This window comes from Bernardetia sp. ABR2-2B, from assembly GCF_037126435.1.
In the GTDB taxonomy this organism is placed as follows: Bacteria; Bacteroidota; Bacteroidia; order Cytophagales; family Bernardetiaceae; genus Bernardetia.
This window is the reverse complement of the sequence record NZ_CP147020.1, coordinates 3,822,149-3,838,159: the sequence shown is the minus strand read 5'-3', so window position 1 is coordinate 3,838,159 and position 16,011 is coordinate 3,822,149. Positions and strand designations below refer to the sequence as shown.

General features: G+C 31.9%; 15 protein-coding genes. 10 read left to right on the top strand and 5 right to left on the bottom strand.

The genetic code is table 11. The annotated features are described in order from the left end of the window. Window positions 1–74: 74 nt before the first annotated feature. From WAF17_RS16060 to WAF17_RS16040, 5 genes are all read left to right on the top strand, one after another. Window positions 75–1,343, top strand: coding sequence for a response regulator (locus WAF17_RS16060; RefSeq protein ID WP_338761724.1), 1,269 nt, complete (start codon window positions 75–77; stop codon window positions 1,341–1,343). Between the two features lie 200 nt (window positions 1,344–1,543). After that, the gene (locus WAF17_RS16055; protein ID WP_338761723.1) at window positions 1,544–2,455 is read left to right on the top strand and encodes an SDR family NAD(P)-dependent oxidoreductase; all 912 of its coding nucleotides are present in this window, start codon (window positions 1,544–1,546) and stop codon (window positions 2,453–2,455) included. Between the two features lie 237 nt (window positions 2,456–2,692). Continuing rightward, the gene (locus WAF17_RS16050; protein WP_338761720.1) at window positions 2,693–2,869 is read left to right on the top strand and encodes a hypothetical protein; all 177 of its coding nucleotides are present in this window, start codon (window positions 2,693–2,695) and stop codon (window positions 2,867–2,869) included. Between the two features lie 222 nt (window positions 2,870–3,091). Next, window positions 3,092–4,672 (top strand): YifB family Mg chelatase-like AAA ATPase, encoded by a 1,581-nt coding sequence (locus WAF17_RS16045; protein WP_338761718.1) that lies wholly within the window; start codon window positions 3,092–3,094, stop codon window positions 4,670–4,672. A 379-nt stretch (window positions 4,673–5,051) separates the two neighbouring features. Next, window positions 5,052–5,693: a lysozyme gene (locus WAF17_RS16040; protein ID WP_338761716.1), complete on the top strand. Its 642-nt coding sequence runs from the start codon at window positions 5,052–5,054 to the stop codon at window positions 5,691–5,693. Between the two features lie 161 nt (window positions 5,694–5,854). On the opposite strand, the gene WAF17_RS16035 is transcribed toward WAF17_RS16040, so the two are convergent. The 4 genes from WAF17_RS16035 to gldJ form a co-directional block, all read right to left on the bottom strand. Further along, window positions 5,855–6,493 carry a DUF2490 domain-containing protein gene (locus WAF17_RS16035; RefSeq protein ID WP_338761714.1) on the bottom strand — a complete coding sequence of 213 codons (639 nt, stop codon included), beginning with the start codon at window positions 6,491–6,493 and terminating at the stop codon, window positions 5,855–5,857. Window positions 6,494–6,577: 84 nt separating this feature from the next. Further along, window positions 6,578–7,141 (bottom strand): hypothetical protein, encoded by a 564-nt coding sequence (locus tag WAF17_RS16030; RefSeq protein WP_338761712.1) that lies wholly within the window; start codon window positions 7,139–7,141, stop codon window positions 6,578–6,580. 126 nt (window positions 7,142–7,267) lie between these two features. After that, the gene (locus tag WAF17_RS16025) at window positions 7,268–8,710 is read right to left on the bottom strand and encodes a hypothetical protein (protein WP_338761708.1); all 1,443 of its coding nucleotides are present in this window, start codon (window positions 8,708–8,710) and stop codon (window positions 7,268–7,270) included. A 234-nt stretch (window positions 8,711–8,944) separates the two neighbouring features. Then, window positions 8,945–10,180 carry a gliding motility lipoprotein GldJ gene (gene gldJ / locus WAF17_RS16020; protein ID WP_338761706.1) on the bottom strand — a complete coding sequence of 412 codons (1,236 nt, stop codon included), beginning with the start codon at window positions 10,178–10,180 and terminating at the stop codon, window positions 8,945–8,947. Between the two features lie 587 nt (window positions 10,181–10,767). Between gldJ and WAF17_RS16015 the strand changes: the two genes are divergently transcribed. The 5 genes from WAF17_RS16015 to WAF17_RS15995 all read left to right on the top strand — a co-directional run bounded on the left by WAF17_RS16015 (window position 10,768) and on the right by WAF17_RS15995 (window position 14,304). Further along, window positions 10,768–11,217, top strand: a complete 450-nt coding sequence (locus WAF17_RS16015) for a hypothetical protein (RefSeq protein ID WP_338761703.1) — start codon at window positions 10,768–10,770, stop codon at window positions 11,215–11,217. Window positions 11,218–11,376: 159 nt separating this feature from the next. Then, entirely contained in the window at window positions 11,377–12,570 is a 1,194-nt protein-coding gene (locus tag WAF17_RS16010) for an acetyl-CoA C-acyltransferase (protein ID WP_338761701.1), read from the top strand. Window positions 12,571–12,687: 117 nt separating this feature from the next. Further along, window positions 12,688–13,077, top strand: a complete 390-nt coding sequence (locus WAF17_RS16005) for a RidA family protein (RefSeq protein WP_338761699.1) — start codon at window positions 12,688–12,690, stop codon at window positions 13,075–13,077. Window positions 13,078–13,212: 135 nt separating this feature from the next. Further along, the gene (locus WAF17_RS16000) at window positions 13,213–13,839 is read left to right on the top strand and encodes a hypothetical protein (protein ID WP_338761697.1); all 627 of its coding nucleotides are present in this window, start codon (window positions 13,213–13,215) and stop codon (window positions 13,837–13,839) included. Window positions 13,840–13,866: 27 nt separating this feature from the next. Next, window positions 13,867–14,304: a hypothetical protein gene (locus WAF17_RS15995; protein ID WP_338761694.1), complete on the top strand. Its 438-nt coding sequence runs from the start codon at window positions 13,867–13,869 to the stop codon at window positions 14,302–14,304. Between the two features lie 471 nt (window positions 14,305–14,775). Here the strand turns inward: WAF17_RS15995 and WAF17_RS15990 are convergent, their stop codons facing one another. Continuing rightward, on the bottom strand, window positions 14,776–15,921 hold the full coding sequence (locus WAF17_RS15990) for a glycosyltransferase family 4 protein (RefSeq protein ID WP_338761692.1): 1,146 nt from the start codon (window positions 15,919–15,921) through the stop codon (window positions 14,776–14,778). Window positions 15,922–16,011 lie beyond the last annotated feature (90 nt).

Below are 16,011 nucleotides of genomic sequence, written 5' to 3'. Positions count from 1 at the left end.
AAAGATAAGATAAAAAAACCATTTTTATAAATCTGTCTGAAGAAAATATACCTCCTTATAAAATAAACTATCCTATGCCGACAATATTAATGGTTGTAGATGACGAACCAGATGTGCAGCTTTTGATGAAACAAAAATTCAGAAAGCAACTTCGCAATCATGAATATGAGTTTATTTTTGCTGCCAATGGTGCTGAAGCTCTTGACAAATTAAAAGACAATCCAAATATTGATGTCATTTTATGTGATGTAAATATGCCTGAAATGGACGGAATTACGCTACTTTCCAAAACAAAAGTAGTAAATCCAACTGTTCAGACAGTTATCGTTTCGGCGTATGGAGATATGAGAAATATCAGAAGAGCAATGAATAATGGAGCGTTTGATTTTGTAACTAAGCCAATCAATTTTAATGATTTGGGAGCGACAATTTCAAAAACAATAAAACACGTAAAACGCTTAAAAGAATCTATCACAGAAAAAGAGCAGTTACACCAAAAACTAGAGCGATACAGTAGAGATTTGGAGCAAACAATAGAAGAAAGAACAAACGAAATTACAGTTCAGAAAGAAATTATTGAAGCAAAAAATCAGAGTATTACAGAAAGTATCAACTATGCAAAGCGAATTCAAGATGCTGCCTTGCCTCGTGTAGAGGAAATCAAAGAATCAATTCCAGACTCATTTATTTATTTCAAACCTAGGGATATTGTAAGTGGAGATTTTTATTGGTTTTTGAAAGAAGGTAACAAAATCGTAGTAACGGCTGCTGATTGTACAGGACACGGAGTTCCAGGGGCATTTATGTCACTTATTGGTAACGATTTATTAAACGAAATTGTAAGCGCTAGAGGAGTTATAGAATCAGATAAAATTTTAAACGAACTTCATGATAGCGTCAGAAAAGCATTGCGACAAGAAGAAAATAAAAGTCGTGATGGAATGGATTTGGCTCTTTGTGTGATTGATTTAGAAAACAAAAAATTACAATTTTCAGGAGCAAAAAATCCTTTGGTTTACTTTAAAAATGGAGAAATGACACTCATAAAAGGAGATAAATATCCAATTGGAGGAGTTCAGTTTCAATTAGATAGAAATTATACTCGCCACGAAGTAGATTTGAGTGAGCCTATTATGTTGTATCTTTTTTCTGATGGTTATCAAGACCAATTTGGAGGAGAAAAATCTGAAAAATTTATGAGCAAAAACTTTAGAGCTTTATTAAAAGAAATTCATGAAAAACCTATTGAAGAGCAAAAACAAATCTTAGATGAAAAGTTCAAATCTTGGAAAGGAGACCGTTCTCAAATTGATGATATTTTAGTTATGGGAATGCGTTTTTAAGCAAAAAAAAGTAGAATCAGAAAAAGCTATCAGAATAAAAACTGATAGCTTTTTTTATGGAAATAAATCTAAGAAAATCTAACAACCACATTCTCCTATAAAACTCTTACTCAAACTCTGCCTTTTTACAAGGATTTCTCAAAACTAAAAGCAAATTCATCTGTTCTTGTTTCTTTAAGTAAATCATCAAATTATAAAAAATGAGTTCAATTAGTATTTTAGGTTGTGGTTGGCTTGGATTAGAAACAGCCAAATTCTTCATAGAAGAAGGTCAAAAAGTAAATGGTTCTACTACATCTAAAGACAAAATAACAATTTTAGAAAAAGAAGGGATAAAACCTTTTCATTTAGAATTGAATGAAGAAAATATAAAAAAATATTCGTCTGACTCTAATGATTTTTTTGGAGATTTTTTCGATACAGATATTGCTCTGATAAATATCCCACCCTCAAGACACAAAAAAGGAGAAAATAAGGAATTTTATAAAACTCAAATGGAATTTATCAAAAATCATTTATTAGAAAGTGATAAAGCAACTAAAAAAGTAATTTTTATTAGTTCAACTTCTGTTTATAAAGACTATGATACAACACTAAATAAGGAAGTTGTTGAAAAAGATGTCCAAACTTTAGAAGAAGCTAACCGAAAAGATATTTTTGAAGCTGAAAATGTATTTATAGAAGCCTGTAAAAAAGCAGATTTGGAAGTTGTGGTTTTACGAGCAGGTGGACTTATGGGAGCAAAACGAGTGGCAGGAAAGTATTTTGCTGGAAAAAACAATCTCAAAACAGGTTATATTCCTGTAAATTTCATACATAGAAAGGATTTGATAAATATTATTGCCTTAATCGCTCAAAAAATGAATCAAAACAGCTTTTTTAGCCATCAAGCAAGTAACCATTTTGAAGTATTTAACGTAGTGTGCCCAGTTCATCCAATTCGTCAAAAGGTTTATCAAAAGAATGCAATAGAGCATAATTTTGAAGCTCCTACATTTTCAAATAATGAAAAAACACCTGATTTTAAGATAATTAGCTCAAAAAAAACACAAGAAATATTAGGATATAAATTTATCTATCCAGACCCATTATATTTTCCAGTAGAAAGCTAATTTAATAAGTGATTGATGTAAAAAGTAAGCAAAAAGTACTTCAAACTGTAGTATTGTGCTTTTTATAAAATGGCTCTTTTTTCGCTAAAAGCCATTAAATCTCTTAACTTTGTATTCATAATAAATTAATTCATTCCCCTTGAATTAAAGCAAGACTCATAAAATTGTGAAATGACTTAATAATTATTTTTTAATTAAAAAGACATCTCCCAAAACTACTCACTAGATTATTTTTTTATGAAACTCAAAAAACTAATACTTTTACAGCTAACTCTCTTTTTTGGTTTAGCAATTATGGTTGCTTGTGAACGTAACGAAGAATGTTCTCTAAGTGCTGCACCAAAAGTTAAAAAAAATTCAAAAAAAATAGAAGTTGCTCATTATTCAGCTTCCACTACTCCAACTACTAAATAGCATTCAAACGCTACCTATCAGTTATTTAATTCTATATCCCCTTTATATTTATTAAAGAAATTGCATTTGGTAGCGTTTTGATTTTATAAAGCCTTATTCTGACTTTGTATTTACTAGATACAAATTAGAATAAGGTTTTTTTATGCTTATTTATTTCTAAACTCTATTTTATTGTAATTTTTTTGATTAATTTGAGATTCAATGATGTAAAATATGCAGCTGATGGTTTCAGTCTGTCATAAAGAACAGTTTAAACTCAAAAAAATGATAGCCAAAACTTTTGGAGCGTCCGTAGTGGGCGTAGAAGCAAATATTATAACCATAGAAGTAAATGTAATTAAGGGAACAAAAATCGTAATTGTTGGCTTGGCTGATAGTGCCGTTAAGGAAAGCGAACAGCGTGTAGAATCTGCCGTAAAACAATTAGGTTTCCGTATTCCTCGCCAAAAAGTAGTTGTAAACCTTGCACCTGCTGATGTCAGAAAAGAAGGCTCTGCTTACGATTTACCTATTGCGCTTGGTTTGCTTGTTGCTTCTGACCAAATTACAGCTCCAAATTTCGATAAGTATATTGTTTTGGGAGAACTTGCTCTTGATGGGAAGTTGCGCCCCATTCGTGGAGTTCTTTCTATTGCAATTGAAGCAAGAAAGCAAGGTTTCAAAGGTTTTGTTTTACCAAAAGAAAATGCAAAAGAGGCAGCTATCGTCAATAATTTGGATATTATTCCTGTCGAAACACTAGAAGAAGCAGTCGGTTTTTTTGAAGATGAACTCAATATCGAACCTTTACAAATAGATACGAGAGAAATTTTTGCTCAACAGAAAAACGAATATGAAGCTGATTTTGCAGACGTACAGGGTCAAGAAAATATAAAACGTGCTTTAGAAATTGCTGCTGCAGGAGGACATAACGTAATAATGATTGGACCTCCAGGGGCAGGAAAGACAATGCTTGCCAAACGCTTGTCTTCTATTTTACCTCCTCTTTCTTTATATGAAGCCTTAGAAACTACCAAAATTCATTCTGTTTCTGGGCATTTGGGAGAAAATGCTGCACTTGTTGCTACTCGTCCCTACCGTTCGCCTCATCATACGATTAGTGATGTCGCTCTGGTGGGTGGTGGTGGAAATCCTCAACCGGGTGAAATTTCATTAGCTCATAATGGTGTTTTATTTTTGGATGAACTACCAGAATACAAACGTTCTGTATTAGAGGTTCTGCGTCAGCCTTTAGAAGATAGAAAAGTTACCATTTCAAGAGCTAAAGTTTCGGTAGAGTTTCCTTGTAATTTTATGCTCATTGCAAGTATGAATCCTTGTCCTTGTGGATATTATAACCATCCAGAAAAAGAATGTGTGTGTGGAACAGGTATTGTCCATCGATATTTGAACAAAATTAGCGGTCCTTTATTAGATAGAATTGATTTACATGTTGAGGTAACGCCAGTTTCTTTCGATGAAATGACAGCAAATAGAAAGGCTGAAAGTAGTGAAGAAATACGAAATCGTGTTATCAAGGCAAGAAAAGTACAAGAAGAACGCTTTAAAGTGATAGATTCTGTTCATTCAAATGCAATGATGCCTTCTCAAATGGTAAAAAAGATTTGTAAGATAGATGAGACGAGCAAAATCCTCTTAAAGAATGCAATGGAAAGATTAGGACTTTCAGCAAGAGCATATGATAGGATTTTGAAAGTAGCCAGAACCATCGCAGACCTCCAAGATAGCCCAACTATACAGACGACACACATTGCAGAGGCTATTCAGTTCAGAAGTTTGGATAGAAGTGATTGGGTTTCCTAATCCTTAAAGTAGTTTTAAAGCCACTTTACTATTGTATTAAGCAAAGGTTGAATCTAAAAACTTAACTGACCAATGGTCATTTTTTACACCGTACGTACAAAACCAAAAAATGTTTGCTTCCAAAAACAGTTTTTTTAGCTCTTTTTTTTGTCTCTATGTAAGAATTATATGAAGATTACAGTTTCAGAATAAAGTATAAATTACATCGCTTATAATGAGTTGAGATTCTGTAAAAGAGCAAAAACACAAAATTTATTTTGGTAAAAAGGCTATTTCACTTTAAAACAAAAATATAACACTCTGAAAAACAATTAGTTAAGATTTGGATATATGAATAATAAGGTCTTACCTTTGCACTCGTTCACCATCAAATCTAAATATGAGATATGTTTCAATAGTTACTTTGTCAATTTTTGTTTTATTCATTACATCGTTTAATTCTTCTTATAACTCGCCAGTCGTTCAACCGACCATCAGTTTTGAAGATGATGAAAATGATGAAACCACAGTAGATGAAGTAAGAACCCATTACACATGGGATAGTCTTATCACTCGCATAAAAAGCAGAGAAGGACTAATGTTAGAGCCTTATAATTGTCCAGCAGGTTATCGTACTATCGGTTATGGTCATTTGATTACCGAAAGAGATAGCGCACTTTTAGGAGGCATCACCGAAAAACAAGCAGATTCTTTATTGCGTAAGGATTTGAATTACTCTAAAAAATGGGTAAAGAAAAACCTAAAACTTAAAGGAACAAAATTAATAGCAATTACTAATTTTTGTTTTGCTTTCGGAACTTCCAAACTTTATCGTAGTACGTTGTATAAAAGAATACAAAATAAGGAAGAGATAGACAAGGAAATTTTGCGTTGGGTCAATATCAATGGCTCACCAAATTCTAACTTACAAGAAGAGCGTGAATTTGAATTATGGCTTTATACAGCTAATGATAAGAAATCAAATTCAATAACAAATTTGAGTCAAAATATTGTTTTAAAATCTGAAAGTCAGATGAACTAAGCAAATTAAGCTCAATACGCTCAAGTAATTACACATACAACACTTCCAAAACCTATTCACTTTTTGACTATTTTTCATAGATAATCTAAAATAGGTTCTATTAATTTAAGAAAGCCATTTATCACAAAGTTAGGTACTTTAGATAAATGGCTTTTCTTATATTAAAAACTCCAATAATAATTTAGGGCTACCCAAAAGTTACTTCTCAAAAACGCATCTCCTAATGAGCTGATACGATAATCAACTCCTATTTCTAATTTATTTTTATCTGTAAAGGCATATCCTAAAAAGGGAATTAATCTGATTTCATTGCTCCATTCTTGGTTTTGTAAAGCAATTAGATATTCATTATTTAGTTTGAGATAAAATTCTTTCGGATTCAGTTTATTTCCCTTTAAAGGTCTATCAAAAGCTAAACGATAACGTCCCCTAAATTCTGTTTTTTGATTAGGTCTGAAAGTTTGGTCAGTAGAAAAACGGTGTGCTATACCTAAAGAATTATATTTTTGAGTTGTGATAAATTGCTGGAACAATCGATTATGATTTTCATTATTTCTAAATCTAGTCAAGTACCCTACTGTTAGTGAAGTATTCAAACTTACTTTTCTATTTACTAGAATAGAGACATCCGTCAAAACATAATCAAAATCTTTTTGAAAAACATCAGAACTAGAAAACTCGCCTGTGTAATAAGAAAAACGAGCCTGTGTATTCAAACTTATCTTCCATTTTGGATTTTTCAGCTTTTTTGTAAGTGTAAAAGAAGGAAGAACTCCAATTTGGTAAGTAGATTGTGCCAAAGCAGCAGAAATTCCTAAAAATAAACACAGGAATAAAATTATATACTTTTTTATCACTATTTCTGATTTTATTTCATAATTGATTCAATATTCTAAATGGTCAGTATTTCTAAAATCAAATTGAGATTCTTCTTCAAACTCTCCTTCTTTCGAAAAAAGATATTCATAAAATAGAATTTGAGATTTCTTTTGCCCCTTTAATACGATTTCATATTTAATGATAAGATTTTCAATACTTGTTTTTAAATTAAGTAAGTCAGCTGAACTTCCACTATACTGAGTCTGAATTTTTTTGATTTTATGTTTTTCAAAATCAGCATTTAATCTCTGACAAATATTTTTACGAACAGCTATTGGAATTTGATGCCATTTTATCTCTACTTCTATATCTTCTATTTTTCCCAATGTATCAAATTCAATACTATATTTTTTTCCTTCTGACTTTGTTTTAGCTTCATATGTTTTTCTATCGTAATCTTGTTCGACGAACCATTTTATTTTTGAAGAGAAATGCAAAGAATCTATGAACTTTTGAGCTAATGGAGGAGCTTCTCCTTTTTTTATTCGTTCTTCTATTTCTAGTTTAGATTGCGAGTAAGAATAAAATGAAATAAATAATAAGAAAAGAAGACTTGAAATTATTTTCATTTTTAGAGAATTATTTGGCTCAAGATGATTCTAGTTACAATTTGTAGAAAATGACTTATCTATACACTTACGAAAATATCTGACAGGGAAAAGTATGACTGAATTTATAAAGAACTAGATTATTTATCAAATAACAGGAATTTCTTTTTCTTCTTTTTCAATAATAATCGTTTTTTCTATTCCTTGATGTTGATTAATGATTCTTTGCATACGTTTCTGACGATACCAAGTATCGAACTGCTTGTAAACATAGGCAGTCAAAGACATTGCACCAAAGAAAATAGCTACTGTAGTATTAAAGAACAAAAGACTGGTAATGATAATGAATAAGAAAAACAAAACCCCCATATTTCGAAGAAAACTCATATAAGAAATGACAGGATGCACTTCTTTGATAAGGTCAGCAGCTTGTAAGACGAGTTGAGATATTTTACGATTCAGAACAATTAAACGCTTGTCTAATAATGTATTATGAGGAGATTGTAATTTAAGAATATAAACTTCTTCTTCTTTATCATTATAAGAACGAGCAAGGCGAACAGTATTATCAATCTGTTCGGCAGTTTTACTAAACTTTAATCGTGCTGCAATAACCATCAAGAAAAACAAAGCACAAAGGACTGTTTGGAACATTATCAAAACAAGTAAATGCTCTGGGTCAGTCGTAAAAATATGATACTCTTCTAGTCTTTTGAACTCAAAAACAATCAAATCAAGCATAAATTCGACAATATTATATCCAAAACGTCGCATACTGACATAGTTAAGTCTATCAGTATCTGATGCAATAATTGTCAAGAACCCCGAAAAAGTAAGTGCACCAAACATTACACTTTCCAAAATATAGGCTTCTACTCGGTTCATTAAATTTCTAACCTCACCTTCTATTTCTAAAATTTCAGTATCGTTTGTATCTATTGGATTGTTATCTACTTCATTTATCCTACTGGCATGTAAGTCATCTTCTAACAGCTCGGATAAGTTTTCTTTTCTACGACTAGCAGCACTAATGAGAGCTTGTACGGGGCGAAATTCTGAATCAGGAACGCTAAAATGAGAGATGAAATATATCCAAATTCCATATATAAACAATGAAACTGCACCAACAAAACCTATTAAGTTAGCTCTATATCCATCAAAAACTATTTCATCAAAGGAAGCTGAAATAACCATATAGGTAAACGTAATGACAAAGAAGAAACGTAAGAGCATAGAAAAAGAAGACCCCACAATCTCATAATTCCGTTTTTTATAAATCAATTCCCAAAACTGCTTCCAAATAAGCTCAATAGAATCTGGAATAGAATACTCTGAATCGTTGTTTACACGAAATACATACTCTCTCCAAAAGGCAAACCCTAATGTAAAAACGACAATTAATAATTGTAAAGAGAAAAAGAAAACAAGATGTGAGCCTTTCACACTTTCTCCAAAAAGCAAACGGTAACTACCTAAAGAAATCCAACGTAGCAGATAATCAAAAGTCAGAACTTTGAGCGATAAATCTACAATATGGATATTTTCCTCTTTTTTATTATTTATCAAATTATTTGAAGTAGAGCTTGGCATTTTGAATAGTAGGGCTATAAATTAGGATATATTTCTATTATATTTTAGCTACAAAGTAAATACCGAGAGTGAATAATCAAACCTGTAATAGTATTTTTTTCGTCAAACGAATTTATTTACTAGATTAAATAAATTTATTTGTAGGTAAGTATAACCAATAATTATACACAAACAAAAAAAAGCCTTCTACTTTTATAAGTAAAAGGCTTTCAATATTTTTCACAAATCTATATTTTAGTTATCGCTATCAGCACGAATCATCGCACAACGGAAACCAATATGAGAAGTAGAAGAATCTTCTTCAATATAACGACGAGTACCTGGAGATAACCAATAAGCTACATCTTTCCAAGAACCACCTTTATAAACACGAACATGATTATTGATAAGTGTTTCGAAGTTTGCAAAATCATAATCCTCAGATTTATCTAAGAAGTCATTACGACGAATAGGGTTTAAATCTGCGTTTGGCTCTCCTCCGAAATCTTCAAATGAACCTGGACGATAAATATCCCAAACCCACTCATTTACGTTTCCTGCCATATTATAAAGACCAAAATCATTTGGTGGATATGAGTAAATCCAAGTCGTAATCATTGCACCATCATTCAATGCACCTGCAATACCTGCATAATCACCACGACCACGTTTGAAGTTAGCCAAGAACTGTCCCATTTGTTTTCCGTAAGGATTACGAAGTGAATGACCGTCCCAAGGATAAAGACGAGCATAATCTTGTGCTTCATCCAAATACTGCGTTCCGATTAAGCCTTTTGCTGCATATTCCCACTCTGCCTCTGTTGGAAGACGGTATCCAGGTAAAACTACACCTGATTCTAATGGAATACGTTCTCCGTTTTTAGCTAATTCCTTTACGTCTTTCTTGCCACTCTTCATTGCTAAACCATTGTTTACCATACTTGTACGCCAAAGTGAATAATCACTTGCTTGTTTCCAAGAAACGCCCACAACTGGGAAATAACGGAAACCTGGGTAACGCAAATAATGATCAACATAAGGATCATTGTAAGCTAACTCAGCAGACCAAACTGTTGTATCTGGCAATGACTCTTCATAAGCTTGTTGAGAAGAATCTTGTAATAAATAATGCATATATTCCAACCAGTGAATATTTGCAATTTCTGTTTCGTCCATATAAAAGGACTTAATAGTAACTGTATTTTCAATGTTATCAGAAGCAGTCATTTCTACATTCTCTTCGAAAGAACCTAAGATATGGCGACCACCTTCAATAAATACAAGGTTCGGCCCTGCAGGTTGTCCTTTAAATTTTTCTACTTTGAAGCCACCTTCTTCACCATTTGGTTTTTTCTTACCAAAGGCTACTCCTGTAGCTGTACTTTTTTTACCTGGAGAGGTACTTGTTGGTGGTTTTTTGTTACAACCTCCTAGCATTAATCCTAAAGCTAGGATGAATAATGCGCTGAACTGAAAACTCAATTTTGCCATAATGCGTGGTATTATAATCTTTTTTTTAATTGTATTGAATTTTTATATAAAGTCTTTTTGAATGAGATTTCAATAAAAAACAATAAATTGCTTAGTATTAGTATTTTCTAAATTATTTTGGGAAATGGAGTGTCAAAAAAATAGCTATTTTGATTAGTAAGCCAATTTTTATAACTTAATTTTACTTTATCACTTGCAAATTTCAAGCAAAGTTTTGTTAATTCCTTTTATTATTAAAGGTTTGAAATAGTTTTTGAAGCATTTTATATAATAGAAATACAAATATACACAAAAACCGTTTATATAATTTCCCTTACATCAATAATGCTTAAAGTGCCATTTTATTGTGCTTACAAGACAAATTTATTCACAAATTTTAGAAAAAAAAGTCAAACTAGAAAATTGATTGTTGGATTTTTGAAAAACAACATTATTATAATGTACTGACTATCAAACTTACAAAAACAACAATATTTACGTACTAAATAAGAAATTCTTTTAAAAAAAACATCGTAAATATTTGATTATCAATAAAATATAGTAATTTAGAACTCTACAATTCAAAAAACACCAAATTAGCCTCTATTATGCAAACACTTAAATATCAACTTGGGAAAGTAATTGGAATAGGACTTTTAGTAATAGGCAGTATTTTTTTTATTGCTATGTTAGGAACGATTAGTGAAGGAACAACAGAGCTAGTCAATGGACTTTTGGGAAGTTTGGCGTTGGGCGTAATTCCAGCAGGCTTAGGTTTTTTCCTTTGGAGAGCTTCACGTATAGGACAACGTAAATTTTTGATGAATAAATACGAACGTCAAATCTTAGAAGTAGCTTCTCAAAATGGAGGACACCTAACACCTACCGAACTTGCCATGAAAACAGACCTTAGTCTAAAAGAATCTAAGAAGGTATTAGAAACAATGCAACTAGAAGGCTATTCTGAACTCAAAATTTCTCCTAATGGCTCTATTATGTTTTACTTTAGAGAGTTAGATAAGGGTGATGATTATGCTGAAAGCGAATTATTAAACTAAATACATTGTCTAAAAATTACCTTTTTACTAAATTCTCTTTAACTTCTTTAAGAGTTTTTTATTTCATTTTTTTGTAACTTGCAGACCATTAAAATACTGTATTTTCTAACAAGACAGTAATTTTTACACTACAACATTTACATCAAAAAGTATATTTATATGACAATCAAAGAAGTTTACTTAGTCTCAACAGTTCGTACTCCTATTGGTAGTTTTAATGGTTCTTTGGCAGCCGTTGCAGCTACACAGCTTGGCGCAACAGCCATAAAAGGAGCTTTAGAAAAAATCAACCTTGACCCTAAAGAAGTAGAAGAAGTATATATGGGTAACGTAATTTCAGCAAATCTTGGACAAGCTCCTGCTCGTCAGGCTGCTGTTTTGGCTGGTCTTCCATACTCAGTTCAATGTACGACAGTAAATAAAGTTTGTGCTTCGGGCATGAAATCTATTATGTTTGCAGCTCAAAGTATTATGTTAGGTCATTCTGATGTTGTTGTGGCTGGTGGAATGGAAAGTATGTCAAATATTCCTTTTTATTTAGATAAAGCTCGTTTTGGTGGGTATGGCTACGGACACGGAACACTTATCGATGGGCTGATGCGTGATGGCTTGGCTGATGCGTATGACAACTCTGCTATGGGTGTAAGTGCTGATAAAACAGCCGAAAAATATAAGTTTACTCGTGAGGCGCAAGATGCCTATGCTATAGAATCTTATACTCGCTCAAAAAATGCAACAGAGGCAGGTAAATTTAAAGACGAAATTGTACCAGTAGAAATTCCACAGCGCAGAGGGGATGCAGTAATTGTAAATGAGGATGAAGAGTACAAAAAAGTAAAATTTGAAAAAATCCCTAATCTAAGAGCTGTCTTTACACCAAACGGAACAGTTACGGCAGCAAATGCTTCTACAATCAATGATGGTGCTTCGGCAGCTATTTTGATGAGTGGAGAGAAAGTAAAAGAGTTAGGTCTTACTCCAATAGCTAGAATTGTAGATTTTGCAGATGCAGAACAAGAGCCACAATGGTTTACGACTGCACCAACAATTGCAGCACCAAAAGCCTTAAAACGTGCAGGTCTTACGAAAAATGACATTGACTTTTTTGAAGTGAATGAAGCATTTTCGGCTGTTACGATGGCATTTAACAAAGAACTAGATATTGACCCAAAAAACGTAAATGTAAATGGTGGTGCAGTTTCTCTTGGGCATCCACTTGGCTGCTCGGGTTCAAGAATCGTTACTACACTTACAAATGTTTTGAGCCAAAATAATGGAAAATACGGCTTGGCTGCTATCTGTAATGGTGGTGGTGGTGCTTCGGCTCTCATTATTGAAAACTTGAAGAAGTAACTAAAGAATAAATAGGAGATGGGAATTAGGAAATAGGATAATTACCTAATTCTTAACTCCAGTTCCCAACTCCTAATCCCTAATTTCCAAATTCCAATCTCTAATTCGCAAGAAATTATGTCAAGAATAGTATTTACAGAAAATGCTCCTGCTCCCATAGGACCTTATAGTCAAGCTGTTTGGAATGGAAACACACTTTTTGTTTCTGGGCAAATTGCCATGGATGCCAAAAGTGGAAAAATCACAGGACAAAACGGTGAAAGTATAGAAGAAGAAACACACAAAGTAATGCACAACATGAAACAGATTTTAGAGGCTGCTGGATTATCTTTTTCTGATGTGATAAAATGTGGAATTTTTGTAAAAGATATGAATGATTTTCAAGCTATCAATGGAGCGTACGGAGAGTATTTTGAGGAAAATCCTCCTGCTAGAGAAACTGTCGAAGTATCTCGTTTGCCAAAAGACGTACGTGTAGAGATTTCTTGTGTGGCTGCAAAGGAATAATTTTTGTAATTTTATTCTTACAAGCCCTTAGGGTTTAATATTCCTATCCTTTTATCAAAACTAATTCTTTCTAAATTCAGTTGCTATAACTGTATGATTATCTTCTATCAAATAATTTACTCTCTATAAAAAGGTTTGGCTAATAAAAAATATAGAAATTTAATAAAAGGATTTGCCAAAAATGCGCCTCAACTTCTCAAAAATGCGCCTTCTTTGCTACCTCACAGTATTCGTTTGCTTTTTCATGCAGATGAGCTAATGCCACACGCTAATAATTTATTGCCTCAATCATCTTTGCTTGCGCCTCATATAGAAAAACTGTTGCCTTACAAAGACGAACTCTTGCCGTATGCTGACCAGATAGCTCCTCATGCAGAAAAATTAATTCCATACGCAGACCAACTTTTGCCTCATTCTGAAGAGTTGTTGCCGTACTTTCATCTTTTTGAGCCGTACTTAGATATTTTATTGCCTTACACAGAATTGCTTTTAAGATATAAAGATATATTACTTCCACACACTGAAAAATTACTTCCTCATAGTGAGATTTTACTGCCTCATGGAGAAAGATTACTCCCACATGCCGAAGAGATGTTTGAGCATTTGGATATTTTGCTTTTATATGTAGATAAATTATTGCCATCTAGTGAGTTTGCATTGCCTAAGTCTATTGCTTCTGCCACTAATTTGATAGAAGAGTCAAACGATGAAGACGTAGAAGATGATGATGAAATAGAAGAAGAAGAACAAAACGAAGAATAAATCAATTACCAAACATACTATTCATTTATGAGTAATAAACTTTCTTTCAAATTTCAAACACTTTTTTCTCTAGCTGTTTTTTTTATCGGAGTAATTGGTATTGCTGTTTGGTCGCTTTCTCTAGAGTCAAATTGGAAATTTTTAATTATTGGTATAGCAACGATTATTGTGTTATTGCTACTGCTCAAAATTGCTTTTATGCCAACCTCATTTCATTTTTCTAAGAAAGAATTAGCAGTTTCTTATTTATTTCTACCCAAAAAAAAATGGCTTTTCAATGATTTGAAAAATTGGAGTGCTGTAGAAATCAAAACATTTAATGATGTTTATAAAATAATTGAATTACACTTTGAAAAGGGTAATTCAATCAAAAAAATAGGAATCAGTAAACAAGAATATAAAGGATTTGAAGGATTTGATAAGTTTATGAACAAAAGCTTTAAATCATTGAAGCTAAAAGAATAAAAAATAGACGAACAAAAACTTATTCATATTTCCAAAATGAAAAAACAACCTTTTCATAATGGAAAAATAGAGATTGATGAATTTTACTGTAAAAAAGAAAAACCTTTCTATACGAGCATTAAACGGGGTTTTTGAGGTTTTCTGAATAATATTACAGTATATTTCTCTCTTGGCAAAGCTTTTGAACTATATAGGGCAAGTAAGTAAATAGGAAAAACAGCTTTTAGAAATTCTAAAAGAGTCTGATTGAGTGCTTAGAGGCAAAAGTTCTCAAAATTTTTAACAGAAACTTTATTTTTCAGAAATTCTAATAAACAGAAAAGTCAAAATTGAATAGTAAGTGTGTTGAAACTTTCAAAAGTTTATTTTTTACAACTCCTTATTTTTTAGCTATTCGGTTACACTTTTTTAAGATATAATTGAGAAATCCCTTTTCATTTTTTATAAAAGAAAGGGATTTTTTTATGCCCTTTATTTTACTACATTCTTATAAATTTCTAGTGTTTTCTTGGCTGTATTTTCTTTTGTAAAGTTTTGTAGGTGTAGATTAGCATTATTTATTAATCTGTTTCTCAACTCTTCATTAAACAATACTTTTTCTACATTTTCAGCTAGAGAAACTGAATCTTTTATCTCTGAGAGTAAACCTGTTTTATTATCCATTACTGATTCTGGAATCCCTCCTGCTGCCGTTGCCACAACAGGAACTTTACTAGCAAAAGCATCTAACACGCTTGTACCCAATCCTTCTATCTGACTTGTAAAAAGAAAAATGTCCAGTTCTTTCAAGATAACAGGAATATCATTTCTGAAACCTGTGAGGATAAAATAACTTTTAATTTCTTGATTTTGAGTAAGCCAATCTTTAACCTCTTCTTCTGAACTTCCTTCTTTTCCAATCAAAAGAAATCGCACCTTTTTATTTATTTTTTCTAGCCTAGAAATCAGAATTTTGGCTGTTTCCAAGAAAGTAATATAATCTTTTTCAGGTGTAAGAGCTGCTACATTTCCTATCAAAATAGTATCTTCTTGTAGATTATAATCTCTTCTCAAAACAGATTTTTCTTTGTCTGTACCTTCAAATTTCTCTAAATCAATTCCACTATATACCGTAACCAGTTTAGATTTATCTTTTATATTCAATGCAGCCACTTCTTTTACTTTATTCGAAACACAGATTACTTTTTTGATAGAAGAATGATTGTATTTATATTTAGAGAAAAAGTTGTTTTTGATAGGAAAAATTACTCTTCTGCTTAAAATAAATTTAGTTTTATTCTGAAAAAAAACAGCCGACAAAATACCAATTGTATGAGCATGAGCATCATGAAAATGAATAATATCTATTTGATTTCTTCTACAAAAATTAGCCAAAAATTTTGCTTGTCCAAACTTTGAGTTTCCCTTCAAATCTTCTACTTTTATATTAGAAGATGTATTTATTTTATTGTAATCTTTCAAAAAAACAGACAAAGGAGAATTTTGAGGTGTCAAAACGGTTTGCTTTATAGCATTATTTTCTTGTTTTTTGTTTAGCTCTGTAGCTAAATATGCAATCTGCTGTTCGCCTCCTCGCCATGTTTTTGGAGTAGAAAGGTGGACAATATTAAAACTCATTTATTTATAAATTGATTATGAAAAATTTTGATAAGTAAAAAAACACAGCTAATTGACGTGAAATCAGTATTATATTTTTCAATTTTTACT